The organism is Hydrogenophaga taeniospiralis (assembly GCF_020510445.1).
Taxonomy (GTDB): Bacteria; Pseudomonadota; Gammaproteobacteria; order Burkholderiales; family Burkholderiaceae_C; genus Hydrogenophaga.
Genome location: NZ_JAHBAG010000001.1, coordinates 3621984 through 3648262, shown reverse-complemented (window position 1 = coordinate 3648262; position 26279 = coordinate 3621984). Strand labels below are relative to the sequence as shown.

At 65.1% G+C, this 26279-nt stretch carries 23 protein-coding genes; 20 read left to right on the top strand and 3 right to left on the bottom strand.

Annotated features, from left to right (window positions below; genetic code table 11):
* The first annotated feature begins 45 nt into the window (after positions 1-45).
* From KIH07_RS17530 to KIH07_RS17500, 7 genes are read left to right on the top strand one after another with little or no spacing between them, the layout of a single operon-like run.
* Entirely contained in the window at positions 46-924 is an 879-nt protein-coding gene (locus KIH07_RS17530; RefSeq protein WP_226493195.1) for a TauD/TfdA dioxygenase family protein, read from the top strand.
* A 31-nt stretch (positions 925-955) separates the two neighbouring features.
* Complete coding sequence (locus KIH07_RS17525; RefSeq protein WP_226493194.1) at positions 956-2008, top strand: ketopantoate reductase family protein; 1053 nt, start codon at positions 956-958, stop codon at positions 2006-2008.
* Complete coding sequence (locus KIH07_RS17520) at positions 2005-2877, top strand: amidohydrolase family protein (RefSeq protein WP_226493193.1); 873 nt, start codon at positions 2005-2007, stop codon at positions 2875-2877. The genes KIH07_RS17525 and KIH07_RS17520 overlap by 4 nt, the downstream gene beginning before the upstream one ends.
* 54 nt (positions 2878-2931) lie before the next feature.
* Complete coding sequence (locus KIH07_RS17515) at positions 2932-3912, top strand: TRAP transporter substrate-binding protein (protein ID WP_226493192.1); 981 nt, start codon at positions 2932-2934, stop codon at positions 3910-3912.
* Positions 3913-4446: a TRAP transporter small permease gene (locus KIH07_RS17510; protein WP_226493191.1), complete on the top strand. Its 534-nt coding sequence runs from the start codon at positions 3913-3915 to the stop codon at positions 4444-4446. It begins immediately after the preceding gene.
* Between the two features lie 3 nt (positions 4447-4449).
* Positions 4450-5721 carry a TRAP transporter large permease gene (locus tag KIH07_RS17505; RefSeq protein WP_226493190.1) on the top strand — a complete coding sequence of 424 codons (1272 nt, stop codon included), beginning with the start codon at positions 4450-4452 and terminating at the stop codon, positions 5719-5721.
* 25 nt (positions 5722-5746) lie between these two features.
* Positions 5747-7162, top strand: a complete 1416-nt coding sequence (locus tag KIH07_RS17500) for an FAD-binding oxidoreductase (protein ID WP_226493189.1) — start codon at positions 5747-5749, stop codon at positions 7160-7162.
* A gap of 42 nt (positions 7163-7204) precedes the next feature.
* On the opposite strand, the gene KIH07_RS17495 is transcribed toward KIH07_RS17500, so the two are convergent.
* A complete protein-coding gene (locus KIH07_RS17495; RefSeq protein WP_226493188.1) occupies positions 7205-7516 on the bottom strand; it encodes a hypothetical protein in 312 nt (103 codons plus the stop codon).
* Positions 7517-7749: 233 nt separating this feature from the next.
* Between KIH07_RS17495 and dctP the strand changes: the two genes are divergently transcribed.
* The 9 genes from dctP to KIH07_RS17450 all read left to right on the top strand — a co-directional run bounded on the left by dctP (position 7750) and on the right by KIH07_RS17450 (position 16547).
* Positions 7750-8748 carry a TRAP transporter substrate-binding protein DctP gene (gene dctP, locus KIH07_RS17490; RefSeq protein ID WP_226493187.1) on the top strand — a complete coding sequence of 333 codons (999 nt, stop codon included), beginning with the start codon at positions 7750-7752 and terminating at the stop codon, positions 8746-8748.
* 1 nt (position 8749) lies between these two features.
* On the top strand, positions 8750-9316 hold the full coding sequence (locus tag KIH07_RS17485) for a TRAP transporter small permease subunit (protein WP_226493186.1): 567 nt from the start codon (positions 8750-8752) through the stop codon (positions 9314-9316).
* Positions 9316-10620, top strand: coding sequence for a TRAP transporter large permease (locus KIH07_RS17480; protein ID WP_226493185.1), 1305 nt, complete (start codon positions 9316-9318; stop codon positions 10618-10620). Before KIH07_RS17485 ends, KIH07_RS17480 begins: the two co-directional genes overlap by 1 nt.
* Before the next feature lie 22 nt (positions 10621-10642).
* Entirely contained in the window at positions 10643-11563 is a 921-nt protein-coding gene (locus tag KIH07_RS17475; RefSeq protein ID WP_226493184.1) for an SMP-30/gluconolactonase/LRE family protein, read from the top strand.
* A 75-nt stretch (positions 11564-11638) separates the two neighbouring features.
* Positions 11639-12451, top strand: coding sequence for an IclR family transcriptional regulator (locus tag KIH07_RS17470; RefSeq protein ID WP_226493183.1), 813 nt, complete (start codon positions 11639-11641; stop codon positions 12449-12451).
* Between the two features lie 149 nt (positions 12452-12600).
* Positions 12601-13845 carry an alpha-hydroxy acid oxidase gene (locus KIH07_RS17465; RefSeq protein ID WP_226493182.1) on the top strand — a complete coding sequence of 415 codons (1245 nt, stop codon included), beginning with the start codon at positions 12601-12603 and terminating at the stop codon, positions 13843-13845.
* Positions 13846-13919: 74 nt separating this feature from the next.
* Positions 13920-14798 (top strand): TauD/TfdA dioxygenase family protein, encoded by an 879-nt coding sequence (locus tag KIH07_RS17460; protein ID WP_226493181.1) that lies wholly within the window; start codon positions 13920-13922, stop codon positions 14796-14798.
* An 86-nt stretch (positions 14799-14884) separates the two neighbouring features.
* Positions 14885-15523, top strand: coding sequence for an RraA family protein (locus tag KIH07_RS17455; RefSeq protein WP_226493180.1), 639 nt, complete (start codon positions 14885-14887; stop codon positions 15521-15523).
* A 4-nt stretch (positions 15524-15527) separates the two neighbouring features.
* Positions 15528-16547: a ketopantoate reductase family protein gene (locus tag KIH07_RS17450; RefSeq protein ID WP_226493179.1), complete on the top strand. Its 1020-nt coding sequence runs from the start codon at positions 15528-15530 to the stop codon at positions 16545-16547.
* Here the strand turns inward: KIH07_RS17450 and KIH07_RS17445 are convergent.
* A complete protein-coding gene (locus tag KIH07_RS17445) occupies positions 16522-16956 on the bottom strand; it encodes an Lrp/AsnC family transcriptional regulator (RefSeq protein WP_226493178.1) in 435 nt (144 codons plus the stop codon). The genes KIH07_RS17450 and KIH07_RS17445 overlap by 26 nt on opposite strands.
* 131 nt (positions 16957-17087) lie before the next feature.
* On the opposite strand from KIH07_RS17445, the gene ilvB reads away from it, so the two are divergent.
* From ilvB to KIH07_RS17425, 4 genes are all read left to right on the top strand, one after another.
* Positions 17088-18872: a biosynthetic-type acetolactate synthase large subunit gene (gene ilvB, locus KIH07_RS17440; protein WP_226493177.1), complete on the top strand. Its 1785-nt coding sequence runs from the start codon at positions 17088-17090 to the stop codon at positions 18870-18872.
* Positions 18873-18998: 126 nt separating this feature from the next.
* Positions 18999-22490, top strand: coding sequence for an indolepyruvate ferredoxin oxidoreductase family protein (locus KIH07_RS17435; protein WP_226493176.1), 3492 nt, complete (start codon positions 18999-19001; stop codon positions 22488-22490).
* A 95-nt stretch (positions 22491-22585) separates the two neighbouring features.
* Positions 22586-23308 carry a nitroreductase gene (locus tag KIH07_RS17430; protein ID WP_226493175.1) on the top strand — a complete coding sequence of 241 codons (723 nt, stop codon included), beginning with the start codon at positions 22586-22588 and terminating at the stop codon, positions 23306-23308.
* Positions 23309-23329: 21 nt separating this feature from the next.
* Positions 23330-24997: an acyl-CoA synthetase gene (locus KIH07_RS17425; RefSeq protein WP_226493174.1), complete on the top strand. Its 1668-nt coding sequence runs from the start codon at positions 23330-23332 to the stop codon at positions 24995-24997.
* Between the two features lie 12 nt (positions 24998-25009).
* Here KIH07_RS17425 and KIH07_RS17420 read toward each other — a convergent pair whose 3' ends face one another.
* Complete coding sequence (locus KIH07_RS17420; protein WP_226493173.1) at positions 25010-25696, bottom strand: Crp/Fnr family transcriptional regulator; 687 nt, start codon at positions 25694-25696, stop codon at positions 25010-25012.
* Positions 25697-26279: the final 583 nt, after the last annotated feature.

The following is a 26279-nucleotide window of genomic DNA, read 5'->3' as shown; positions in this document are numbered from 1 at the left end:
CTCGCGGGTGGACATCAAGACCCAACGACACAGGAGACAACGAAGATGAAATCCATTCAGACCAGCCCGCTGCATTCCGACTTTGCCGTGCAGGTGCACGTGGCCATCCAGGACATCGTGGACGATCCGGCGGCCATCGCCGAACTCAAGGCGATCTGGCAGAAGTCACCGGTGATGATCTTCCGGCGCCAGGCGCTGGACGAGGCCGAGCTGGTGCGCTTCACCGAGCACTTCGGCAAGTGCGAGACCTCCGGGCGCAAAGACATCCAGTCGCCGTACCACGAGCAGATCATCTACTTCAGCACATTGAAGTACTCGGACGGGCGCTTCGTGGGTGGCTTCGCGGGTGGAGAAGACGTGGACTGGCACTCCGATCAGACCTTCCAGGTTCGACCGGCCACCGGCGCCATCCTGTACGGCACCGAGGTGCCGCGCGACGGCGGCGACATCTACTGGGCCGACGAATACGGAGCCTGGCAACGGTTGCCTCAAGACATCCAGCAACTGATCGAAGGGCGCAACGGCACCTACCGCTACGCCAAGCGCTATGCGCTGCTCAACACGCTGGAGCTGCAGGACAAGGCCAAGGCCAACGCGATGCTGAGCCTGCCGGACGCGACGCACCCGCTGGTGCTGAGGCACCCGCACACCGGGCGCAAGGCGCTGTACGCGGACCCGACCACGCTGATCGGGATCGAGGGGCTGTCGGAAGAAGAGAACGCGCGAGTGCTGCCGATCCTGTTCGAGGCGGGGGGGCACCCGTCGCTGGCGTACCGGCACAAGGTGCACAACGGCGATCTGATGATGTGGGACAACGGCTGCACGATGCATCGGCGAGACCCGATGAAGCTGGACCAGCCGCGTCTGATGAAGCGCACCACCTTCCGCCTGGCAGCCGCCGATTACTGCACTCCTCACGCTTGAGCCCGGGCAGAAACCACACAGGAGCCAAGACATGACACGGGTATGCATTGTGGGAGCCGGCGCGGTGGGCGGCTATGTGGGGGCGCATCTCTCCAGGGCGGGCGTGGACACGGTCCTGGTGGACGCATGGCCTGAGCATGTGGAGACCCTGCGCCGCCAGGGAATTTCAGTGAGCGGCATGAACGGCGCGGGCTCGGTGGATATACCGGTGCGGGCGCTGCACATCGGCGACATACACCAGTTGGTGCGAGAGCGGCCCATCGACGTGGCCTTTATCGCAGTGAAGTCGTACGACACACTGTGGGCGACTCAGCTCGTTCTGCCCTACCTGGCGCCCAACGGCTGCTTGGTCTCGCTGCAGAACGGCATCAACGAAGACGCCATCGCCAGCGTGGCGGGTTGGGGCCGCACCCTGGGCTGCTCCGTCAGCGCGCTGGCAGCTGAACTGGTGGCGCCGGGCCACATCGTGCGCAATTCGCCGCTGGGCGACGAGAAGAAGCCGGGCATGCGCATCGGCGAAGTGCATGGACGGGTGACGCCGAGGGCCGAGCTGATCGGTGGCTTGCTCGCGCACGGCGACAGCTGCAAGGTGACCCACAACCTCTGGGGCGAGCGCTGGTCCAAGCTCACCATCAACGCCATGCGCAACGGTGTGTGCGCACTGACCGGTCTCACCGGCAAACAACGCGACAACAACGACGTGGCGAGGAACCTCAGCATCCGGCTGGGCAGCTCCTGCATCCGCGTCGGGCGGGCGCTCGGTCTGGCGCTGGAGCCCGTGGGCGGGCTGGATCTCGACCTGCTGGCGCGCTCTGACGACGACCCGGCCGCGTTCGACGCCATCACCGAGATGATTATGGCCGTGGCCAACTCGCGCAGCGATGCGCAACGCCCCTCGATGGGGCAGGACATCGGCAAGGGTCGCCGCACCGAGACCAATGACATCAATGGCCTGGTGGCGCGACGTGGTGGCGAGGTCGGCATCGACGTCACGCTGCACCAGCGTGTGAACGAAACCATTCAGAGAATCGAGCGCGGCGAACTGACGCCCAGCCCGGACCTGTTGAAGGCGATCGTGGCATGAGCGCCGCGCACCTGGCTTCCGCGCCGACAGCGCGCCCAGCGGCGTTTCGACTGCCTGCGGGTGCGTGCGACTGCCATTTTCATGTTTTCGATGCTGCGCGCTACCCCTATGCGCCGCAGCGGCATTACACGCCGCCCGACGCGACCTTGTCGAGCTACCTGGCCTTGTGTGAGCGCTTCGGCATTGAGCGCAGCGTTCTGATCCACCCGACCGTGTTCGGCGCCGATCACCAGAGCTTCGAAGACATCCTGCGGCAACACGGGGGGCACATGCGGGGTATTGCGGTCGTGGCGCCCACCACGCCCGAGGCCGACATCGAGCGCTGGCACCGCCTGGGCGCGCGTGGCACCCGCATCACCACCATGTTCTCCGCCCCACCAGACATGCAGACGGTGGAGGGGATCGTGGCCAAGGTCAGGCCGTTCGGCTGGCATGTCCAGCTGCTGGTCGATGTGGTGCAGCAGCCCGACCTGGTCGCGCAGGTGCAGGCCATGGGCGTGACTGTGGTTGTGGACCACATGGGGCACCACGCGGCAGCAGCCATTGGCCAGAGCGCGGGCTTTGCCAACCTGCTCGCACAGCTTGCCGAGGGGACGGCATGGGTCAAACTGTCGGCCCCCTACCGTGTGTCGCCGCAATGCCATGCCGATGCCGACGTGCGGCGTCTCGCCGAACGGTACGTCAGGACCAACCCACAGCGCCTGCTGTGGGGAACGGACTGGCCCCACCCTTCCAGCCCGCATGCGGTGCCGGACGATGAGCAACTGGTGTCGCTGGTGCCCGACTGGCTGCCGGACGACCGTGTGCGCGAAACGGTGCTGGTGCACAACCCCACGCACCTGTACTGGCAAGAACCCTCACAAGGGTGATGAGCTTTTTCCCTTCAACACAAGGAGACAATGGTGACCTTCCGCAAAACTTTCATGTCCGTTTGTCTGGCCACTTTGGCCATGGTTCTGGCTGTGCCCACGGCCCTTGCTCAACCGGCCAAAACCGTCATCAAGCTGGGCTGGGCCACGGCGGATGGACCGCAGGACCCGTCGGCCATCGGTGCGCGCGCCTTCAAGACGGCGCTTGAAGCATCGAGCAAAGGCACGATCGAGGTGCAGCTGTTTCCCAACCGGCAACTCGGGGACGAGAAGCCCATGATGGAGGGCATGCGCTTCGGCACCGTGGACGCCGCCATCATCACCAACGCGGTGGTGGCGCAGATGGAACCCGGGTTCCAGCTCAACGATCTGCCTTTCCTGTACGCCAGTGAGGTCCAGGCCCGCACCGTGCTGGACGGCAACGTGGGCAAAGAGCTGTCCAAGCGCCTGGAGGCCAAGGGCATCACCGTGCTCGGCTACATGGAAGCCGGCTTTCGCCACATGATCAACAACAAGAAGCCCGTTCAGACGCCGGCCGACGTGATCGGGGTCAAGTACCGCGTCATGCAGAACCCGGTGTTCATCGACATGTTCACCTCGCTCGGTGGCTCGGCCGTGCCCATGGCCTGGGGCGAGACCTACACCGCCGTACAGCAGGGCATGGTGGATGGTCTTGAGCTGCCGCTGGCCTTCATCGACTCGCTGAAGGTCTACGAGGTGACCAAGTACCTCTCACAGACCAACCACACCTACACGGCCCTGGAACTGCTGATTGGCAACCGCACCCTGGGCAAGCTGTCGGCTGAGCAGCGCAAGGCCGTGACCGATGCCGCCAGGGTGGCCGTGGCCGAGCAGCGCAAGGCCAACTTTGAGCATGGTCTCCAGATGGTTGATGTGTTGCAGAGCAAGGGCATGAAGGTCAACACGGTTTCCGACCCGGCTGCCTTCCGCAAGGCGGTGGCACCGATGTACGAAAAATTCAAGCCAGGCATCGGCGCCGACCTGATGACCATGGCCCTTGAACAGGTGAAGTGAATGGCGCTGTTCATGAAGCAGGGCACTGCACTGGCGCCCTTTGTGCACGGCACCTGTGATCATCTGTTGCGCCTGGTTCGCTGGGCCGTGCTGGGTCTCACAGGGGTCATGCTCGTGTCGCTGTCGCTGCAGGTGGTGATGCGCTACGTGTTCGGGCATGCCGCCAGCTGGACCGAAGAGCTGGCGCTGGCCTGCTTCACCTGGGGCACGCTGCTGGCGATTGCGGCCGGCGTGCGCGACGCCATCCATGTTCGCATGGACCTGCTGGTGGACCGCCTGCCCGAACCGCTGCGAACGGGCATGGAACGGCTGGTCTCGCTGGCCATCGCGTTCACCGGGGTGTTCACCGCCTGGTCGGGGGTGCGCTACGTGGCGGATTCAACGGGGTTCACCTCGGCCGCCATCGGTTACCCCCTGACCGGTCTCTACGCCGCTGCACCGGTGTGCGGCGTGCTCGTCGCGGTGTTTGCCCTCGAACATGCCCTGCTGGGGCCTGGCGCCAGGCCGGACGCTTCAACAACTCCCACCAACTGAACCATGTCCATCACCGCCTGGATTCTCACAGCGGGCTTCACCGGCCTGGTGCTGCTCGGGGTGCCCTTCGCGTTTGCGATCGCCCTCAGCGTGATCGCGGTCCTGCTCACCGTGGGCATCGAGCCCATGCTGCTGCCCCAGACCATCGTGGCGGGCACGCAGAGCTTCACGCTGTTGGCCATTCCCTTCTTCATGCTGGCGGGTGAGCTCATGAGCGCGGGCGGTTTGTCGCAACGCCTGGTGCGGGTGGCCGAGGTCTTCGTGCGCCACCTGCCCGGGGGCCTGGGTCTGGTGGTGATCGTGGCCGCGCTCATCTTTGCGGCCGTCAGCGGTTCGGCGCCGGCCACCACGGCGGCCATCGGTGCCGTGATGATCCCGGCCATGACCGAGCGCGGGTACAGCCGGGCCTACGCCACCGCGCTCGTGGTGAGCGCGGGTGTGCTGGCGCCGCTGATCCCGCCTTCCATCGCATTCGTGATCTGGGGGGTGATCGCGGAACAGTCGATCGCGAAGCTGTTTCTCTCGGGTGTGCTGCCCGGCCTGCTGATGGCGCTGGGCATGGCGGTCATTGTCGTGGCCCATGCGCTGCGCAGTCCGCAACCCAGGGAGCCACGGGCGACCTGGCCGGAGGCGGTGGCGGCCTTGCGCGAGGGTATGTGGGCGTTGCTCGCGCCGGTGGTGGTGCTGGGGGGGATCTACGGCGGGGCCTTCACGCCGACGGAAGCTGCGGTCGTCGCCTGCCTTTACGCGCTGTTTGTCGGTGTTGTGATCGAGCGCCGGTTGAGTTGGAGCCAGCTGCCACAGGTGGTGTCTCGTGCCATGGCCATCAGTGCCATCGTGATGGCCATCATCGTGGTCTCCAGCGGCTTTGGCTTTCTGGTCGCGCAGGAGCAGCTGGCCAACCAGCTGGCCAGCTGGCTGGCGCAGCATGTCCATGAGAAATGGATGATGCTGTTGGCGCTGAACATCGGCTTCTTCCTTCTTGCCGCCGTGATGGACGAGATCGCGATCATGGTCATCCTGGGGCCGATGCTGATCAGCATCGCCAACCAGTTCGGTGTTGATCCGATCCACTTCGGCGCCATGATGGTCACCAACGTGGCCATCGGCATGGCGGCGCCACCCATAGGGTATTGCCTTTTTGTGGGCATGGCCATCAGCGGGGTCAAGCTCTGGCCTGTTGCGCGGGCCATCACGCCCTTTGTGCTGATGATGCTGGTGGTGCTGGCGGTCGTCACCTATGTGCCGACCTTCGCTCTGGCACTGGTCAAGTGACACTCTCTTCGCCTGGACACACAGTATGACGGATCTGGTAGCGGCGCTGCGCGCGCTGGTGGGCGACGCCCATGTGCTGACGCTGCCCGACGATATGGCGGCCTACAACACGGACTGGCGCCGCAAGTACCTTGGACGGGCCAGGGCGGTGGTGCGGCCCGGTAGCACCGCCGAGGTGGCGGCCGTGATGGCGCTGGCCCATGACCGGGGTGTCGCCGTGGTGCCGCAGGGTGGCAACACCGGTCTGTCGGGTGGTGCCACGCCCGACGCCTACGGGCAGCAGCTCGTGCTGAACCTGTGCCGCCTGAACCGCATCCGCCACATCGACGCAGCCAACGACACCGTGGTGGTGGAGGCCGGGGTGACGCTGCAGGCGCTGCAGGATGCCGCGCGCGGGGCAGGGCGCCTGTTTCCGCTGTCGCTGGCCGCGCAGGGCAGCTGCACGGTGGGTGGCAACCTGGCCACCAACGCGGGTGGAACGGCGGTGCTGCGCTACGGCAACATGCGCGAGCTGACCCTGGGCCTCGAAGTGGTGACGCCGGATGGACAGGTCTGGAATGGCTTGCGCGCCTTGCGCAAGGACAACACTGGCTACGACCTGAAGCAGCTCTACATTGGTTCGGAAGGCTCGCTGGGCGTGATCACGGCGGCGGCACTCAAGCTGTTCGCGCCGCCCAGGGCCACGCTGACCGCGATGATGGCGCTGCCGTCGCTGACCGACGCGGTGACGCTGCTGACCCAGGCGCGCCTGGAGCTGGGCCCGGCACTCACGGCGTTCGAGGTCATATCGAACGCCTGCGTGCCCTTGCTGGCGAGGCACTTTCCCGCTCTGCGCTGGCCGTTCGCCACGAATCATCCTCTTGCTGTGCTGCTGGAGGTGTCGGATCACCATGGCGAAGCCGGTGCCCGGGATGCCCTGGAGCGGGTGCTGGGTCTTGCCATGGACGTGGGCACGGTGGTGGACGGGGTGGTGGCCGAGTCGCTGTCTCAGTCCCGGCAGTTGTGGGCGCTGCGTGAACACATCTCGGAGGCACAGGGGCTGGATGGGCCGCACATCAAACACGACATTTCACTGCCGGCGTCTCACGTAGCCGCGTTCGTGGGCGACGCCGAGGTTTTGGTGGCCCGCGCCGCGCCGGGCGCCCGGGTCGCCTGGTTCGGGCACCTGGGGGACGGCAACCTGCACTTCAACGTGCTCGCGCCGCCGGGCAGTAATGCGGCGGCGTTTGCCGAGCGGCAGCCCGAAATCAACCGGCTGGTCCACGACCAGGTCGTCGCCTTTCAAGGCTCGATCAGCGCAGAACACGGCCTGGGGCAACTGCGCCGCGACGAAAATGCCCGCTACAAAAGTGAGCTTGAACTCGCGCTCATGCAGGCGGTCAAGCAGGCGCTCGATCCGCTGGGCCTGATGAATCCGGGCAAGGTGATCTCGCCCCAATGACGACCGCCGTCGGGGTAGGACGGCAAGTCTGGCGAAACGCCCTCATGCCGTGGGCAGGTGTCGTTGTTGCGAGGCCCTCACGGCCGCCAACCGGTACAGATCCTGAAGCTTGATGTCCTGGCTGGCCAATGCGACGCGCGAGCAATACGCCCATTGTTCGTGTGCCACCAGCGCGCCCGCCGCCACCGCCAGATCCAGCCGCAGCAAGGCCAGCCGGCCATGGCCGAAGGCGATGCTGCGGGTCAGCAGCATTAGTGCGGACTCCTGGGTGCGGGTGCGAGCAGCATCGCTCGCACCCGAGTGCAAGCCCTTGCGCAGATCGCGTTTGAGGGATCGGACGGCGTCTCGTTTCATGGTCGTTGGTAAGCTCTCGGAACAGGTGCCAGTTTGTCCCAGCGCGTGCCGCCCAGGCGCTGGCGCAGACCGAAGTTTTCAACGGTTGAAACTATGCAGGCACAGCTTCTGAAAAGTTCAATATGTGAAACTGAAATGGGCGTGGGCATCCCTGTGCGGGTGACGTGGGGCTAACGTAGCGCCACCTGTCCTCGGCTTGCACCGGGGGGGGAATTACCAACCAGGAGACAGACATGGCATTGAGCACACGAATCACCCGGCGCGTCAGCGCCGCCTGCTTGCTGGCGACGGCACTGATGGCAGCAGGACCTGTAGCCGCCGCCGACAACTGGCGCGCGTACACCTACAACGCCGTGGCCACGGTCACCTCGGTGAAGGGGCTCAATGCCATGCTGGAGGCGGTCCAGAAGGAAACGCAGGGCCAGCTCGCCGTCCGCCTGAACCTGGGGGGCACCTTGCCCATCGCCGCGACCAACATCACGCAGGCTGTGGGCGACAATGTGGTGCAGATGGGCGATGACGCATTTTTTGTCGGCAGTGTGCCCGTGGGTGGCATCGTGCGGCTGCCCATGTTTCTGCCGGCGCGCAGTGAATTCGAAAAGGCCTGGGACATCGAGTCCACCTACCTGCGGGCGGAGTTCAACAAACGCAACATCGTGCTGCTCGGACGCTACATCTTTCCTGAGAACGTGATGTGGTCGAAGAAGAAGCTCACCTCGCTGGCCGACATTGCCGGGCAGAAGATCCGCGTGATCTCGCCCGAGCAGGCCGAGTTCATCAAGGTGTTGGGGGGCATTCCCGTGACTCTGGGCACCTCTGAGGTGGCTGCGGGCATTGACCGCGGCGTCATTGATGGCGCGTTGACCGCCAGCTCGGGCTACGGCTACGTCTGGCGCGACCTGCTGAAGTACAGCTACCGCCTCAACGTGAGCTTCGTGGATTCGCTGATCCTGGTGAACAAGGATGCCTGGGACAAACTCTCGCCCGATACACGCACCAAAGTGCAAGCCCTGGTGACCGAACACACGGCCAAGATCTCTGCGGCCATGGCCGCCGAGGACCAGGATCTCACCAAGAAGTTGGCTGAGGGAGGCATGGTCATCACCGAACCCAGCAAGGCCGAACTGGCCGATGCCGAGCGCCGCATCGCACCGTACTGGAAAGAGTGGGGCGAGAAGCGTCCGGCGGCCGCCGAGGCCTTGCAGAAGGTGCGCACCGCCGTGGGCCGCTGAAATGGGGGCCCCCTCCCGTGTCGAGGCCTTCGAAAACCTGGACTTTGACAGCGCCGACGCAGACGCCTTCAGCCCGGATGAAGGCCTTGCGGCCACCGTGTGCCGCTGGATCAGCCAGTGGATCGTGGTCGGTCTGGTGGTGATGATGGGTGCCGAGATGCTGGTTCGTAGCGCGTTCGGCTGGTCTATCCAGTTCAGCAACGAGGTCGGTGGCTACGCCCTGGTGGCCATCGCCTTTCTCTCGCTGGGATCGGGGCAGTTGATGCACGCCTACCACCGGGTGCACTTTGTCGAGAACCGGCTGTCGCCGGCCGGGCGCGCCCGGCTCCGGCTGGGTTTCGATCTGGCGGCCCTAGTGGTTGCCCTGGTGCTGTTCGGCGAGTTCGCGCGTTTCGAATGGATCACCTGGAAATCGGAAGACGTGGCGGCCACCAGCCTGATGACGCCGCTGTGGGTGCCGCGCCTGGCGATGCCGGTCGGTGCGCTGGTGCTCACCTGGGCGCTGCTGCGCACCGTGGCAGCAGACTGGAGGCGCCTGCGCGCGGTCTCCGGCAACAAGGGCGTGTGATGTTTGGCGAATACCAGATTGTTTTCATCTTCGTGTTGTTCATCGGCCTGCTGGGGGTGGGCATGGCGGTGCCGTTCGCCATCTTGCTGCCAGGCCTGGTTTATCTCTACCTGCAGGGCGGCATCGGCGCCTTGCGGGGCCTGGGCCTGACCAGCTGGGGCAGCATGGACGCCTACACACTGACCTCGATTCCGCTGTTTGTGCTGATGGCAGAAATTCTGCAAGGCAGTGGCCTGGGCCTGCGGGTGTACGGCGGACTGTCGCAATTGGTGCGCAAGGTGCCGGGCGGTCTGTTGCAGACCAATGTGGCGGGGTGTGCCGTTTTTGCAGCGGTCAGCGGATCGAGCATCGCCACGGCGGCGGCCATCGGCAAAGTGGCGTTGCCGCAGTTACATGCGCGTGGCTACGACGCCCGTCTGTCGACTGGTTCTCTCGCGGCCGGTGGCACGCTGGGCATCCTGATCCCGCCATCGATCGCGATGATCGTGTACGCCACCTTCACCGAAACCTCGGTCGCCAAGCTGTTCATGGCAGGCATCGTGCCGGGCATCGTGCTGACCTTGTTGTTCATGGCGTACATCGCCGTGGCAGCTGTGCTGCGCCCTGGTATCGCCCCGCGTGAGGAGGGTGCGCTGTCTCGGCAGGTCGTGCTGCGTGCGCTGATCGATGTTGTGCCTTTCATGTTGCTGATCGTCGGCATCATGGGTGCCATCTACACCGGCATTGCCACCCCGACCGAGGCCGCTGCGGCGGGTTGCATCTTTGCCTTGCTGATTGCGAAGCTGTTTGGCGAACTGCCATGGCACGAGTTCAAGGCGTGCCTGAAGCGCTCGACCCTGGCGGTGAGCAACATCCTGTTCATCACCTATGCAGCTTTCATCTTTTCTTACGCCATGAGCTATGCGGGCGTGGGTGAAGAGGTCACCAGTTTCATCATCGGAATGAAACTTAACAAGTTTGAGTTCTTCGTGGCGCTGTTGATCCTGTTCACGGTTCTGGGGGCGCTGGTCGAGAGCCTGGGCATGATTGTCATCACCGTTCCGCTGCTCTACCCGCTGCTGCACAACTATGGAATTGATCCGGTCTGGTTCGGCATCATCGTGGTGCTGTTCATCGAGATGGGCCAGATCACACCGCCGATTGGCATCAACCTGTTTGTGATCCAGAGCATCTCATGCGGGAACCTGTCCGACGTGGTGATGGGCACGGTACCGTTTCACCTGCTGATGTTCCTCTTGTTGCTGATGCTGGTGGCCTGGCCTGAGCTGGCGCTCTGGCTGCCCAGCCAGGTTTCTGGCGGCTGACGACACACCCGGAAGGCATCCCATGTTTGCTCCCCCCGAAAGACTGAAGGCCGAGGTTTTCACCCGCATCCCCGAGCGCTTCCGCTTCCACTCCCGTGAAAGCGAATGGGCCCGCACCCAGCTGCACGGCGCTGCAGCGCCGGTGTTTCTGGAAGGCCCTTCGTTCGACCGGGACGGCAACCTGTGGGTCGTGGACATTCCCTGGGGGCGCATCTTCCGCATCGATCCACAAGGCGGCGTCGAACTGGCGGCGGAGTACGACGGCGAACCCAATGGCCTGAAGTTCCACCCCGACGGTCGCGCATTCATTGCCGACTACCGCCACGGCATCATGGTGCTCGACCCCCGCACCGGCCGTGTCGAACCCCACCTTGAGCGAGCCCGGCTGGAACGGTTCAAGGGCTGCAACGATCTGTTCTTTGCCTCCAACGGCGATCTCTACTTCACCGACCAGGGACAGACCGGCCTGAACGACCCGAGCGGCCGACTGTTCCGCCTGCGCCCGTCGGGGCAGCTCGACGTGGTGTTGCAGGGCATACCCAGTCCCAACGGACTGGTGTTGAACCTGGACGAGACCGCGATCTACCTGGCCGCCACGCGCGACAACGCCATCTGGCGCGTGCCGCTGATGGCCGACGGCACCGCCACCAAGGTCGGTGTGTACATCCAGATGTCTGGCGGTGGTGGGCCGGACGGCATCGCGCTGGACGAACAAGGAGGCCTGGCCGTGTGCCACGTCGGGTTCGGTGCGGTGTGGCTGTTCAGCCCGCGTGGCGAGCCGCTGTACCGCATCGACTCGCCCGAGGGGATCTACACCACCAATTGCGCCTATGGCGGCAGCGACGGCCGCACGCTGTACATGCTGGAGTCGCGTAGCGGCTGCGTGTTCACCACACGCGTGCCGGTGGCCGGACGGCCGATGCACTCGCACGTGGTGCGCTGACGCAGCGAACACCGCGCGGCCTTGGTGCAAACCTGTATGGCGCTCGGTAGGCGCCGGTAAGACAATGCCAGCACCATGAACCTTGCACTTCTTGCGCTGGAGCAACCGGCCTCCGGCTCCGATCGCGCCGGTACACAGAGCCTGGGACGGGGCATCAAGCTCATGCGCATGATCGCCGCGCGGCCGGAGTTCGGTTGGCGCCTCTCCGACCTTGCCGCCGCATGCCACCAGGACAAGGCCACGGTGCACCGCATGCTGGCCTGCATGGTGGACGAGCGCCTGGTCGAGCAGCGCGCCAGCGATCGGCACTACTTGCCGGGCCCCTTGATGTACGAACTGGGTCTGGCGCTGCCCGAGCGCACCCAGTTTCATCTCAAGGCCGAGGTGGCGGTGCAGGCGTTTGCCCGGCGCATGGCGGGCATTTCCTTGTTGTTGCTGCGCAGTGGGAACGAATACGTCTGCAGCGTGCGTGCGGGCAGCTTGCCGCTTTCGGGCCTGATGGTGCACCCGGGCACCCGCCGGCCCCTGTTCACGTCGGTGGGCGGTGTCGCGATCCTGCAGACATTGCCCGAGCGTGAGGTGCGCGAGGTGCTGCTGGACAACGTCGCCCAGGAGGTCGCGCGCCGTGGTGCCGGGCGGCTGGAAGCGCTGCAGAAAATGCGCGAGCGATCGGACCGTCACGGATTTGGTGTCAATCTCGGTGACGTGGTGCCGGGCCTGCACGCGTTTTCGGTGCCGGTGCGCGACGGTCGCGGTGAAGCCTTCGCCGCGCTGTGCCTGATGGGTACGGCCGAGCTGTATGGCGAAGACCGCCTGGCCTTGTTGCGCGACGAATTGCAGGCCGTTGCGGGCAAGCTATCGACCGAGGCCGCGACCTTCAACCTCTGAAGCGGCGGCGCGCGTGCGCGCAGTGTCCGGGCCGCACCTGCGCCACCGGGCCGAGCACAAGTTCAATATGTGAAACGACCGACGCGCGGGCACTTCGCGCCAGCGAGGTGCGCGCTTATGGTGGCGGCAGAGAGACAAAACGCCGCGCCATGAACATCCAATCTGCTGTCAACCTCGAAGACATGCGCCTGCTGGCCCGGCGCAAGTTGCCGCGCATCGCCTTCGACTTCATAGATGGCGGCGCCGACGACGAGCGCTGCCTGCAGCGCAACCGCGAGGCTTTCGGGCAATACCGGCTGTTGCCGCGCTATTTGCGCGACGTGAGCCAGCGCGACCAGTCGGTCGAGCTGTTCGGTCGCCGCTACAACAGCCCCATGGGCATCTCGCCCACGGGCCTGGCCGGTCTGTGGCGGCCCGACGCCGATCTGATGCTGGCCGCCGCCGCGCGCGATGCCAACGTGCCCTTCCTGTTGTCCAGCGCCGCCAACGCTTCGCTCGAAGACGGTATGCGGGTGGCGCCCGAGCACGTCTGGTTTCAGATGTACTGCACGAGCAACGAGCAGATCAACGAAGACCTGGTGCAGCGGGCCATCCGGTCGCAGGTGGGTGTGTTGGTGATCTCGGTGGACGTGCCGGTGAACTCCAACCGGGAGCGCAACCGACGCAACGGTTTTTCAAGGCCCCTGCGCATGACGCCGGCGGTGGTGCTCAATGCCATGGGCCACCCGGCCTGGGTGCTGCGTTACCTGCGCACCGGGGGCATTCCGATGATGCGCAACTGGATGCCTTATGCCACCGAAGGTGCCAGCGCGAGCCAGGTGGCCGACATGTACGGCACCTTGACACCGGCGCCGATGGTGAACTGGGAACACATCCGCCGCATCCGCGACGCGTGGAAGGGGACGCTGGTGATCAAGGGCCTGATGCATCCAGACGACGCACGCGAGGCGGTTGGCCTGGGCGTCAACGGACTGGTGGTGTCCAACCACGGCGGGCGCCAGCTTGACGCCGCACCTTCGCCGCTGGAGGTGCTGCCTCTGATCCGGCACGCGGTGGGGGAGCGGGTGACCCTCATCCTCGACAGCGGCGTGCGCCGAGGCTCGGACGTGGTGATGGCGCGTTGCCTGGGCGCGCACTCCGTGATCTTCGGTCGGCCGACGCTGTACGGTGTGGCCGCCGGCGCGCAGGCCGGCGTGGCCCGCGTGCTTCAGATCGTGCGCAACGAGGTGGACATGGTGATGGCGCAGATCGGTTGCCGAAACTTCAATGATCTGGATGCGAGTTACCTCTGGCCCGAGGTCCAATCGCGCGCTGACACCCTGAACGACGATTCAGCGTCCAACCTCTACAAGTTGCCTGGTTGCGAGAAGAGCGGCGCAACTACGCCCAGGTGATCCAGGCTGCCCACATGAAGCCCGACTGACTCGCGGGTGGACATCAAGACCCAACGACACAGGAGACAACGAAGATGAAATCCATTCAGACCAGCCCGCTGCATTCCGACTTTGCCGTGCAGGTGCACGTGGCCATCCAGGACATCGTGGACGATCCGGCGGCCATCGCCGAACTCAAGGCGATCTGGCAGAAGTCACCGGTGATGATCTTCCGGCGCCAGGCGCTGGACGAGGCCGAGCTGGTGCGCTTCACCGAGCACTTCGGCAAGTGCGAGACCTCCGGGCGCAAAGACATCCAGTCGCCGTACCACGAGCAGATCATCTACTTCAGCACATTGAAGTACTCGGACGGGCGCTTCGTGGGTGGCTTCGCGGGTGGAGAGGACGTGGACTGGCACTCCGATCAGACCTTCCAGGTTCGACCGGCCACCGGCGCCATCCTGTACGGCACCGAGGTGCCGCGCGACGGCGGCGACATCTACTGGGCCGACGAATACGGAGCCTGGCAACGGTTGCCTCAAGACATCCAGCAACTGATCGAAGGGCGCAACGGCACCTACCGCTACGCCAAGCGCTATGCGCTGCTCAACACGCTGGAGCTGCAGGACAAGGCCAAGGCCAACGCGATGCTGAGCCTGCCGGACGCGACGCACCCGCTGGTGCTGAGGCACCCGCACACCGGGCGCAAGGCGCTGTACGCGGACCCGACCACGCTGATCGGGATCGAGGGGCTGTCGGAAGAAGAGAACGCGCGAGTGCTGCCGATCCTGTTCGAGGCGGGGGGGCACCCGTCGCTGGCGTACCGGCACAAGGTGCACAACGGCGATCTGATGATGTGGGACAACGGCTGCACGATGCATCGGCGAGACCCGATGAAGCTGGACCAGCCGCGTCTGATGAAGCGCACCACCTTCCGTCTGGCAGCTCAGGACTACTGCGTCCCCCACGCTTGAAGCAGGAGAACGCAAACATGAGCACTTCACAGGTGTATCTCAAGGTACGTCGGGTTACGGCTGAAGTTGTGGCAAAGGCGCGTGACGTGACCGTCGCCGACATCCACGAGTCCATGGGCACGCGGGGTCGGAGCGCCTTGCTCGGCGCGCGCCTGCGTCCGATCCGGGAGGGGCAGCCCAAGATCGCCGGCCCGGCGGTCACTGCGTTCTGCTGGCCCGGTGACAACCTCATGATGCATCGCGCGCTGTACCTGGCCCAGCCCGGCGATGTGCTGGTGGTGGTTTGCCAGGCCGAGCTGTCTGGTGCGCAGTGGGGCGATCTTGCCACCCGCTACGCTTTGCAAAAGGGCCTGGCCGGTGTGGTGGTGCAGGGCTGCGTGCGCGACGTGGACCAGGTCCGCGCGCTCGGCTTCCCGGTGTGGTCCACCCACATCTGGCCCATCCACCCCGACAAGTGCGGGCACGGTTTCGTCAACGCGCCGGTGGTCTGTGAGGGTGTCGAGGTGAGGCCCGGTGATCTCATCGTGGCCGATGGCGATGCCGTGATCTGCATCCCCCGCGACGACGCGGACCAGGTGGTCACCGCGGCCCTGGCCAAGATGCGCAAGGAGGACGAGGCGGCAGAGAAGGTTCGCGCGGGCGCTGCGGTGTGGGAGCTGAGTGGTGCTGCCGCGATTTACGCAGGCATGCAGGTGCAGGAGATCGACGCGGCTTTCGACGACTGAGGCCATGAGGCTCTGCGTTTTCGGCGCCGGCGCGGTCGGCGGTTACCTCGCTGCCCGTCTGCTGGCATCGAGGCAGCACGAGGTGTCTGTGGTGGCACGGGGCGAGCAGCTCCGGGCCATCGCCGCCGGCGGCATCACCTTGGTCACGCCGGAGGAAACCCTGGTGGTGCGGCCCGCGCTTGTCACCGACCGCGCCCAGGCCCTGCCTCCACAAGACGTGGTGTTCGTCACCTTGAAGGCGCATTCGCAGCCCGCTGCCGCGCAGGACATGGCCGCGCTGCTTGGGCCTGCGGGCACCGCCGTGTTTCTCAACAACGGCATCCCGTGGTGGTGGCACCACCGGGGGCCAGCGGTACCCGGAGAGCCTTTGCCCTTGCTGGACCCGACCGGCGCGCTGTGGAACGCTGTCAGACCCCAGCGCGCGCTGGGCGGTGTGGTTTATTCGGCCAACGAGGTGCTGCGACCCGGCGTGGTGCAGCACACCGCCAACAACCGCTGGGTGCTCGGTGAACCCGGCGGTGGGCTGTCGCAGCGCTTGCGCGTCATCACCGGCCTGCTGTGTGGGGCAGGGCTGAACGCCGAGGCGGGGCCCGACATCCGCACCGAGGTGTGGGCCAAGCTGTTGCGCAACGCACCCATGAATGCCCTGTGCGCGCTGACGCGGCTGCCCGTGAACCAGCTCGCGTTCGAGCCTGCGCTGTTGGGCATGTACGAAGCCGTGATCGATGAAGTGGCTGCGGTGGCGGCGGCCCACGGCGCCGATCTGTCTGACCGCATCGCGGTGGCCAAGTCGGCGCCCCGGCTGGGCGCAGCAGTGGATGGCCGGGCCGCACCGGTCATCCGCCCATCCATGCTGCAAGACACCGTGCTCAGGCGCGGCATGGAGATCGAACCGATTCTGGGTCAGGTGCAGGCGTTTGCGAGGGCGGCGGGCACCGCCTGCCCGGTGCTCGACCTGCTGCTGCCGCTGCTGCGCGGGCTTGACCGCTCGGCCGGCTTCACAGCGGCATGCGCTCGTCCTTGAGCACGCGCAGCACGAAGCTCGACTTGCTGTGGCGGATCCCGGGGATCTTGTAGAGCTTTTCGCGCAACAGCCGCTCGTAGTCCCGCGTGTTTTTCACCGCGATGCGGATGTAGTAGTCGTAGTCGCCCGAGATCAGGTAGGTCTCCATCACCTCGGGGATGGTGGCCAGCGTCTTGCCGAACGCGTAGAGCGCTTCGTCGGTGTGGCTGTCCAGCGTGAGTTGCACGATGACCGTGTCTTGCCAGCCGAGCTTGGCGCGGTTGAGGTCGGCTGTGTAGCGCTTGATCACGCCTTCGGCTTCGAGCCGCTTGATGCGGCTCCAGCAAGTGGTGGGCGAGAGGTGCACCGCAGCGCCGATGTCCTGCAGTGTCTTGCGCGAGTCGGCCAGCAGTTCCCGCAGGATGGCCATGTCGAAGCGATCAAAGTTAACCGGTGATTCTTCGTCTGAATCAGGATTTTGAAGATTGATTTTTGCCTTTGCCACCGACACACGCCCCATAAATGGAAAACATTCTGGCAGTTTCGCAGAAAAATATACGTATGAAAACACACGCCACTGAACACCTTTCCGAAGACCCCCTGACTGAGGTCGAACCGGCTCGCAACGGTGCCGAGCTGCTGCTCGACACCCTGCTGGCGTGTGGCATCGACACCGTCTTCGGCTACCCCGGCGGTGCGGCGCTGCCGCTGTACGACGCGCTGTACCAGCGGCCCGCCCTGCGCCATGTGCTGGTGCGGCACGAGCAGGCCGCCGTGCACGCGGCCGAGGGCTATGCGCGTTGCACCGGCCGGGTGGGGGTGGTGCTGGTCACCTCGGGGCCCGGTGTCAGCAACACCATCACCGGCCTGCTGGATGCGCACAGCGACGCCATCCCGGTGTTGTGCATCAGCGGTCAGGTGGCCACGGGGGTGATCGGGACGCAGGCCTTCCAGGAGAGCGATGCCATCGGCATGTCGCGTCCGGTGACCAAGTGGAACCACCAGCTGCGCGATGCGCGCGAGGCGGTGGCCGTGGTCCGCAAGGCCCTGTACATCGCCGCGTCTGGCAAGCCGGGACCGGTGTTGCTGGACGTGCCCAAGGACGTGCAACTCCAGCGTGTCGATGTCGCGAACACGGTGGGCGAAGACGGACCGGCAGCGGCACTTCCGCAGCCTTCCGAGGCGTCGCTCCGGCACGCAGTCGAGCTGATCGGTGCCGCACGCCAGCCGGTGCTGTACGGCGGTGGGGGGCTGATCAACGCGGGGACGGCGGCCTGCGAAGCGTTCACACAGCTGGCCCGCCAATGGCACCTGCCCACCACGCTGACCCTGATGGGCCTGGGTGCGTTCCCCGCGTCGGACCCGCGCTTCCTGGGCATGCTCGGCATGCACGGCACACTGGAGGCCAACCAGGCCATGCACCACGCAGACCTGATCATCTGTGTCGGTGCCCGATTCGACGACCGCGTGACCAGCAAGCTCGCTGACTTTGCGCCCCATGCCAAGAAGATCCACATCGACATCGATGCCAACAACATCAACAAGGTGGTGAAGGTCGATGTAGCTCTGAACGGTGACTGCGGCGCCGTGCTCGGGGCCTTGCTGGCCGCGCTGCCCACGAAAGCGCCTGTGGCACAGCGGCTGGACGCGTGGTGGCAGCGCATCGCCGGATGGCGCGGCTTCGACAGCCTTGGCTTTGTGCCCCGCAGCGACGCCATCCTGCCGCAGCACCTGATGCACGAACTGCAGCGGCAACTGACGAGCCACGATGCCATCGTGTCCACCGACGTGGGTCAGCACCAGATGTGGGCCGCGCAATACCTGCGCTTCGAGCGGCCACGGCGCTGGCTCACCTCGGGTGGCGCGGGCACCATGGGCTACGGCTTGCCGGCGGCCATCGGCGCGCAGATCGCGTACCCTGGCAAGACCGTGGTGTGTGTGAGCGGCGACGCCTCCATTCTCATGAACATCCAGGAGCTGTCCACGGCGGTGCAGCACGCCACGCCGGTCAAGGTGGTGCTCTGCAACAACACCCACATGGGCATGGTGCGCCAGTGGCAGCAGCTGATCCACGGCAACCGGCTCAGCCACAGCTGGAACGCTGCGCTGCCGGATTTTGTGGCTCTGGCCAGGGCCTTCGGCTGGGGCGCGCGGCGTGTTGATGCGCCGAATGAGCTCGCGGACGCGCTGGCCGAATGCCTGGCCTTTTCAGGTCCGTTTTTTCTCGACGTGCGTGTCGTGCAGCAGGAAAACTGCTACCCCATGATCCCCGCCGGCCGGGGCCACCAGGAAATGATGCTGAGTGACCAGCGCTGGTACCCGCAGGAGGCTGCCTCCACCCGCTGACACCACTTTCTTCGTCCACCAAGTTCCTGTTCGCGCAGCACGGCCATCCGCCGCGCAGCGCCCCCGGGCTGAGCGATCACCACCCCCAACCGCTCCAGCCTTCACGCGTCCTACCGGAGCCGCTTCATGAAAAACGTGTCACTCGATGACAAATACACCGCGACCACAGGTCGCATCTATCTGAACGGTGTGCAGGCCCTGGTGCGCCTCATGCTCGTGCAGCGGCAGCGTGATGCCGCACAAGGCCTGAACACCGCAGGCTTTGTGTCGGGCTATCGAGGGTCACCGCTGGGCGGCCTGGACGAGGCGCTCTGGTCGGCCGAAAAGCACCTGAAGCAACACGGCGTCAAGTTCTTGCCAGGGCTCAACGAAGAGCTGGCTGCCACGGCCGTCTGGGGCACCCAGCAGTTGGACCTGACAGGAGGGAGCGAGCGTGACGGCGTGTTTGCCATGTGGTACGGAAAGGCGCCCGGTGTGGACCGCTGCGGCGATGTGTTCAAGCACATGGCCCACGCGGGCACCTCGCGCCACGGTGGTGTGCTGCTGGTGGCGGGCGACGACCACGGCGCTTACTCCTCCACACTGCCCAACCAGAGCGATCACCTGTTTGCCGCCTCCATGATTCCCATGCTCTACCCGCAGGGTGTGGAGGACTACCTGGAGCTGGGGTTGCACGGCTTTGCGATGTCGCGTTTTTCAGGTCTTCCGGTGGGTTTCAAGGCCCTGGCCGACACGGTGGAGTCGTCCGGCTCCATCGAGGTCGGCGATCACTTGCGGCCCTGTGTGTTTCCCGAAGATTTTGTGGCGCCCGACGGCGGACTGCACGCCCGGTTGTCCACCGACACGCTGGGCGTCCAGGCGCGCAAGCAGGAAGCGCTCATGCAGGACTACAAGATCTACGCCGCCATCGCCTACGCCCGTGCCAACCGGCTCAACCACGTCACGCGAGACGCGCCGAACGCGCGGCTGGGCATTGTGGCCTCGGGCAAGTCCTACCGCGATATGCTCGAAGCGCTGGAGGAGTTAGGCATTGACGAAGCACGCGGCGCCCAGCTCGGGCTGCGCCTGTTCAAGGTGGCCATGCCCTGGCCGCTGGAGCCCGATTCGATCCGCGAGTTCGCCGACGGGCTGGAGGAAATCCTGGTCGTGGAAGAAAAGCGCCAGATCGTCGAGTACCAGCTCAAGGAGCACCTGTACAACTGGCGCGACGATGTGCGGCCGCGCGTCATCGGCAAGTTCGACGAGCAGGGGGAGTGGGTGCATCCGCGCGGGCGCTGGCTGCTGCCCGCCACGACCGACCTCTCGGTGGCGCAGATTGCCCGGGTGATTGCGCAGCGTATCGGCCGCTTTCACCAGAGCGAAGCGATCCGCGACCGCCTGGCCCTGCTGGACGCCAAAGACGCCATCCTGCGACAGGCCGTGGCCACACCCACCCGACCCGCGTGGTACTGCTCGGGCTGCCCACACAACACCTCCACCCGCGTGCCGGAGGGCAGTCTCGCGCTGGCTGGCATCGGCTGCCACGTGATGGCCACGGCCATCTTCCCCGAACACAACAAGACCACCACCCAGATGGGGGGCGAGGGTGCGCCCTGGCTCGGCCAGGCCTGGTTCTCCAGACGGCCGCACGTGTTTGCCAACCTCGGCGACGGCACCTACTTCCACTCGGGCTCGCTGGCGGTGCGTGCTGCGGTGGCTGCGGGCGTGAACATCACCTACAAGATCCTCTACAACGACGCCGTCGCCATGACCGGTGGCCAGCCGGTGGACGGGCCGCTGACGGTACCGCGCATCGTCCAGCAACTGGCCGCAGAGGGGGTGAGGCGCATCGCGCTGGTGGCCGAGGAACCCTCGCGCTGGGCGGACCGCGCCCTGTTTCCGGCCGACCACGCACTGCTGCGGTTCACGGTCAGCCACCGCGACGACATGGACGCGGTACAACAGGAGTTGCGTGAGTTTGAAGGTGTGTCGGTGCTGGTCTACGACCAGGTCTGCGCTGCCGAAAAACGCCGTCGGCGCAAGAAAGGCGAGTTTCCCCAGGCCGCCAGCCGGGTGGTGATCAACGAGCTGGTGTGCGAAGGCTGCGGGGACTGTGGGGTGGCGTCCAACTGCACGTCGCTGCAGCCGCTGTCCACGCAGCTGGGCTTGAAGCGCACGGTCGATCAGTCGTCCTGCAATGCCGACCTGTCTTGCATCAAGGGTTTTTGCCCGAGTTTCGTCACGGTGGAGGGCGTTCAACCGCGCAGGCCCAAGGTGGTGGAGCAGGGCGTTGCCACAGCCGGGCTGCCCTTGCCCGCTGAACCAGTGCAGAAGCGGCTTGAGGGCCTGCACAACATCCTGATCACGGGCATCGGTGGCACAGGGGTGATGACCGTGGGCGCGCTGATCGGCATGGCCGCCCACCTGGAGGGCAAGGGCGTGTCGGTGCTGGACATGACCGGCATGTCCCAGAAAAACGGCTCAGTGACCTCACACGTGCGGCTGGCGATGGCGCCGTCGTTGCTGCTGGCTCAACGCATCCCCACTGGCGAGGCCGACCTGATCCTGGGCTGCGACATGTTGACCGCCGCAGCGCCAGACGCAATCGGCCGTATGCAACCTGGCAGGACCGTTGCCGTGATCAACACCCACGAACAACCCACGGGCCACTTCGCCCAACAACGCGACTGGCAGTACCCTGCGGACGCTTTAAAAACCCTGATCAAGGACAGCACGGGCGATGGGGCTGTGTTTCTCGGCGCCACCCAGCTCGCCACGGCGCTGCTGGGTGACGCGATCGCCACCAACCTCTTCATGCTGGGGTTTGCTTTCCAGAAAGGGCTGGTGCCGCTGTCGTCGGCGTCGCTGCTCCGGGCCATCGAGATCAACGGCGTGGCGGTGAAGGCAAACCAGGAAGCGTTCATGTGGGGGCGCCGGGCCGCTGTCGATCTCGCCGTCGTCCAGCGCATGGCCGCCCCCGAGCAGGCCATCGTGCTGCAGCGGCCAGACACGCTGAAAGCGCTGGTGGCGCACCGTGCCGAGTTCCTGACCGCTTACCAGAACCCGCGCTACGCCCTTGAATACACCCGCTTCGTGGAGCGTGTGCGCGAGCTTGAGTCCAGCACCGTGGGGGGTGATCAACTGGCGCGCGCCGTGGCGGTCAACCTGTTCAAGCTGATGGCCTACAAGGACGAGTACGAAGTGGCCCGCCTGTTCACCGATGGGGCCTTTGAAAAGCGCCTGGCCGAGCAGTTCGAGGGGCAGGGACGCATCACGTTTCACATGGCACCTCCCCTGGGCCGGCGCGATGCGCACGGTCTGCCGGTCAAACAGGCCTTTGGTTCCTGGATGCGACCCGTCTTGCATGCACTGGCCTTTTTCAAGTGGTTGCGCGGATCGCGCCTGGATCCCTTTGGACGCAGCGCAGAAAGACGCGGTGAGCGCGCGCTCATCCTGCGGTACCGAAGCATTGTCGAGAAGCTGCTGGAGCGTCTGGACGATCTGGACCCGGAAACGGTTCTGGCTTTGGCTCGCGTGCCAGAGCAGATCCGTGGTTACGGGCATGTGAAGGCGAAGGCGTTTGCAGCGGCCGAAGCCCGGTGGCAGCAATTGCTTTCGGGCGTTGAACCGACTCGGTGACTTCCAGGCCTCGCTGGGGTGAATGTCTTTCAATCGACAGTCACAAAGGACTTACGTCGATAGCATGCCGGCATGTCCTGCCCGATGCCCTCGCCATGAACCGCCTCGATCCCGCCCCGGCCATCCCGTCGTCCCAACTGCGCAGCGCGGTCGATTGGGCTGTCGTGTCACGCCGCAGCATCCGCGCCTTTCTGCCTACCGAGGTGGACAGGAAAGACGTTGATGCCATTTTGGACGTGGCTCGCCATGCCGCATCGGGCGTGAACACCCAGCCTTGGAGGGTGCACGTGCTCACCGGTGCCGCGAAAGACCGGCTGAGCGCGGCGATCGCCGCTGTGGACGACGACCCATCGCAGGCCGCCTCGCTGGAAGAGCCCTACACCTACTACCCGTTGGACTGGGTCTCGCCCTACCTGGACCGCCGCCGCAAGGTGGGGTGGGATCTGTACGGCTTGCTGGGCATCGAGAAGACGGACAAGGCCCGCATGCACGCGCAGCACGGCCGCAACTACCGGTTCTTTGACGCGCCCGTTGGCCTGATCTTCACGATTGACCGGGTGATGCAGGCGGGCAGTCTGATCGACTACGGGATGTTTCTTCAGAGTGTGATGGTGGCCGCGCGGGCCCGCTCGCTGGACACATGTCCTCAGGTGGCTTTCACCAGGTTCCATCGGGTCATTGCCAGCGAACTCGCCATTCCTGACGACCAGATGGTGGTGTGTGGCATGAGCCTGGGCTACGCCGATCCGAGCCGCATCGAGAACTCGCTGGTGACACACAGAGAGAGCGTGGATTCATTCACGACCTTCCACATCTGATAAATCAATGAAGACAACCGCATGAACCAAAGCCCCTACCAGGATGGACTTGAGCGCGTCAAAGCGAACCATGTGCCATTGACACCTCTCGGTTTTCTGGAGCGCAGTGCGCAGGTGCATCCGCAGCGGGTCGCGCTGGTGCATGCGGGGTTGCGCCGTACCTGGACGCAAACGCGGGAGCGAGCGTATCGCCTGGCCAGCGCGCTGGTGCGTCGCGGCGTGCAACGTGGCGACACGGTCTCCGTTCTGGCACCCAACACGCCCGCCATGCTGGAAGCACATTTCGGCGTCCCCTTGTCTGGCGCGGTGCTCAACGCCATCAACTGCCGGTTGGACGCGGAGGGCATTGCCTTCATCCTGCGCCACGGTGAATCGCGGATGCTGCTGGTGGACAGCGAGTTCTCCGGTGTGGCGCAGCGCGCCATCGCGATGCTGGAGCAGGCGCCATTGGTGGTGAGGATCGATGACCTGCCCGCGCAGGGTGAAGCAGGCATTGGGGCACTGGACTACGAGTCGCTCCTTGCCGAGGGAGACCCGGACTTCGAAGGCGTCTGGCCGCTGGACGAATGGGACCCCATCGCGCTGAACTACACCTCGGGCACCACGGGGGACCCGAAAGGGGTGGTCCCAAGCCATCGAGGTACCTACCTGATGAGCATGCTGCAACTTACCGACTGGGCTATCCCACGAGCACCGGTCTACCTCTGGACATTGCCGATGTTTCATGCCAACGGCTGGTGCTTCACCTGGGCCATCACTGCTGCAGCAGGCACCCACGTGTGTCTGCGCAAGGTCAGCGCGCAGACCATCTTCGATGCCATCGTCGAACACGGCGTGGACCACTTCTGCGCGGCACCCACGGTGCTGGCCATGCTCGCCAACGCGACGCCCGATGAGCGCAAGCCGCTGCCTCGCAGGGTTCGCATCCTGACGGCCGGGTCACCACCGCCGGCCGCGATCCTGCAGGCCATCGCCGCTATGGGATTCGACGTGGACCACGTCTACGGCATCACCGAAATATCTGGGACGCCTGTCAGCTGCGTGCGCCAGCCAGAGTGGGACGCTTTGCCAGCGGCCGATCGTGCCCGCTTGCAGGCTCGCCAGGGCGTGCGAGCCGCAGCGCTGGAAGCGTTGCGCGTTCTCGACCCCGAGACCCTGCAGGAAGTGCCGCACGACGGTGCCACGGCGGGCGAGATCATGATCCGTGGCAACACCGTGATGAAGGGCTATCTGAAGAACCCCGGTGCCACCGAAAAGGCCTTTGAAGGGGGGTGGTTCCACACCGGCGACATCGCAGTCGTACATCCGGATGGCTACCTCCAGATCACCGATCGTTCCAAGGACATCATCATCTCCGGCGGTGAAAACATTTCATCGGTGGAGGTCGAAGACGTTTTGCACCGACACCCTGCGGTGTTGTTCGCTGCGGTGGTGGCCCAGCCGGACGATCGTTGGGGTGAAGTGCCCTGCGCCTTCGTCGAACTCAAACCTGGGGTGGATGCGGTCAGCGAGGTGGAATTGATCGCGTTCTGCCGCAGCCACCTGGCCCACTTCAAGTGCCCGCGCCGAGTGGTGTTCGATGCCCTGCCCAAGACGGCCACAGGCAAGATTCAGAAGTTCCGGCTGCGGGACATCGCGGGCAGCCGTGACGCCATCTCGCGGCTGGCCGGGCTGGCGGCAGACGTCTGAGCGCGTCCAGCCTCACGCTTCGCGCGCCACGTCCTGCAGCGCCTGGAGGTCAAGCACCTCGATCGAACCGTAGTTGACGCGAACGGCGCCCCGCTCCTGCAGCTCCTGCAAGGCCCGGTTCACCACCTGACGAGACACGCCGGCAAGGCGCCCCAACTCTTCCTGGGAGATCGTGACGCACCGATCCGTGTTGGGGAACAGAGCCGGGTTGAAGAGGCCGGACAGGCTGTAAGCCACTTGCGCTGTGGTGTCACCCAGGCGGAAGTTCTGAACCAATGCAACGTAGTGGCCCAGCCGCGCATTGAGGTGTGCGATCAGCCACAGAGCAAAGGGATGGCATTCATCCAGCAGGTGCAGAAAGTTGTCGCGCGGCAAGAAGGCGACCTGGCTGTCGCGCAAGGCCACGACCTCGTAGGGTCTCAACTCGCCTTTGAGCACCGCGCCTTCGCCGAACCAGGCGCCCGCTGGAACGCTTGCAAAACTGCTGCTTTTCCCGCCCTCGGAGATGTTTTCCAGCTTGAGCATGCCGTCGATCACACCAAGCCAATGTGCTGAGGGCGTGGACCGAGCGCACACGGTGGTGCCGGCTGCAAAAGAAACGATCGAAATCGCTTGGCGCACGCGATGGGCCTGCAAGTCTGTCAGGCAGGTCATCCAGGACGAATGTGAAAGCAGGCGCTCCAACGGATCTTCGGGCATGGCGTGTGAGAAAGGCGGTTGGGGTGACGATTCTCATTGGGATTGTTGCGAATACCAAGGGCGTTCTAGCAGACTTCCGCGCGGCCTGTCGTTCCATTTTTTCGTTTAAACATCCTCGCTTGCCGTCGATCGATTTTCGAGAAACCTTGTTTCCACGATCACTCTGTTCTGGTTAGCAGATGTCAGATGCTCTTGGGAGCGCATCAGTGTCCAAGCCTGCCCAAGGCTATTGCACTTCGCCATGTGGGCTCCTGTGACGCCGTTGCGTCAGGTATTGTTGGGTCAACTTTCATGTTGACGTCAGTTACATGCCCGTTATTACCGGGGCAGGTTTGTCAATTTCGGGCGTCTCGGTTTCGCTAGGCTGCGCTCTTGTGCTGCGCATCAAGCTAACGGGCAACGCGCACATGTCCCGGTGTCTCGACCCTGCCGGGCACCGATCGCTGACGCCTCCGGCCGTTGGTGGGGCCCCGGCCTGCGCGCTGCGCTTGCCTGCCTCGCTCGGGCATGTGTGGTGGGGCTGGCTTGCTGATCCCTTCATCCTTGCACACCGTTCTCGCCGTCAAGGTCTGCGCGCCCTGTG

What these genes read in the sequence shown, in the direction of transcription:
- KIH07_RS17530 (WP_226493195.1), top strand. Translation starts at nt 46, where the DNA reads ATGAAATCCATTCAGACCAGCCCGCTGCATTCCGACTTTGCCGTGCAG.
- KIH07_RS17525 (WP_226493194.1), top strand. Translation starts at nt 956, where the DNA reads ATGACACGGGTATGCATTGTGGGAGCCGGCGCGGTGGGCGGCTATGTG.
- KIH07_RS17520 (WP_226493193.1), top strand. Translation starts at nt 2,005, where the DNA reads ATGAGCGCCGCGCACCTGGCTTCCGCGCCGACAGCGCGCCCAGCGGCG.
- KIH07_RS17515 (WP_226493192.1), top strand. Translation starts at nt 2,932, where the DNA reads ATGTCCGTTTGTCTGGCCACTTTGGCCATGGTTCTGGCTGTGCCCACG.
- KIH07_RS17510 (WP_226493191.1), top strand. Translation starts at nt 3,913, where the DNA reads ATGGCGCTGTTCATGAAGCAGGGCACTGCACTGGCGCCCTTTGTGCAC.
- KIH07_RS17505 (WP_226493190.1), top strand. Translation starts at nt 4,450, where the DNA reads ATGTCCATCACCGCCTGGATTCTCACAGCGGGCTTCACCGGCCTGGTG.
- KIH07_RS17500 (WP_226493189.1), top strand. Translation starts at nt 5,747, where the DNA reads ATGACGGATCTGGTAGCGGCGCTGCGCGCGCTGGTGGGCGACGCCCAT.
- KIH07_RS17495 (WP_226493188.1), bottom strand. Translation starts at nt 7,516, where the DNA reads ATGAAACGAGACGCCGTCCGATCCCTCAAACGCGATCTGCGCAAGGGC.
- dctP (WP_226493187.1), top strand. Translation starts at nt 7,750, where the DNA reads ATGGCATTGAGCACACGAATCACCCGGCGCGTCAGCGCCGCCTGCTTG.
- KIH07_RS17485 (WP_226493186.1), top strand. Translation starts at nt 8,750, where the DNA reads ATGGGGGCCCCCTCCCGTGTCGAGGCCTTCGAAAACCTGGACTTTGAC.
- KIH07_RS17480 (WP_226493185.1), top strand. Translation starts at nt 9,316, where the DNA reads ATGTTTGGCGAATACCAGATTGTTTTCATCTTCGTGTTGTTCATCGGC.
- KIH07_RS17475 (WP_226493184.1), top strand. Translation starts at nt 10,643, where the DNA reads ATGTTTGCTCCCCCCGAAAGACTGAAGGCCGAGGTTTTCACCCGCATC.
- KIH07_RS17470 (WP_226493183.1), top strand. Translation starts at nt 11,639, where the DNA reads ATGAACCTTGCACTTCTTGCGCTGGAGCAACCGGCCTCCGGCTCCGAT.
- KIH07_RS17465 (WP_226493182.1), top strand. Translation starts at nt 12,601, where the DNA reads ATGAACATCCAATCTGCTGTCAACCTCGAAGACATGCGCCTGCTGGCC.
- KIH07_RS17460 (WP_226493181.1), top strand. Translation starts at nt 13,920, where the DNA reads ATGAAATCCATTCAGACCAGCCCGCTGCATTCCGACTTTGCCGTGCAG.
- KIH07_RS17450 (WP_226493179.1), top strand. Translation starts at nt 15,528, where the DNA reads ATGAGGCTCTGCGTTTTCGGCGCCGGCGCGGTCGGCGGTTACCTCGCT.
- KIH07_RS17445 (WP_226493178.1), bottom strand. Translation starts at nt 16,956, where the DNA reads ATGGCCATCCTGCGGGAACTGCTGGCCGACTCGCGCAAGACACTGCAG.
- ilvB (WP_226493177.1), top strand. Translation starts at nt 17,088, where the DNA reads ATGAAAACACACGCCACTGAACACCTTTCCGAAGACCCCCTGACTGAG.
- KIH07_RS17435 (WP_226493176.1), top strand. Translation starts at nt 18,999, where the DNA reads ATGAAAAACGTGTCACTCGATGACAAATACACCGCGACCACAGGTCGC.
- KIH07_RS17430 (WP_226493175.1), top strand. Translation starts at nt 22,586, where the DNA reads ATGAACCGCCTCGATCCCGCCCCGGCCATCCCGTCGTCCCAACTGCGC.
- KIH07_RS17425 (WP_226493174.1), top strand. Translation starts at nt 23,330, where the DNA reads ATGAACCAAAGCCCCTACCAGGATGGACTTGAGCGCGTCAAAGCGAAC.
- KIH07_RS17420 (WP_226493173.1), bottom strand. Translation starts at nt 25,696, where the DNA reads ATGCCCGAAGATCCGTTGGAGCGCCTGCTTTCACATTCGTCCTGGATG.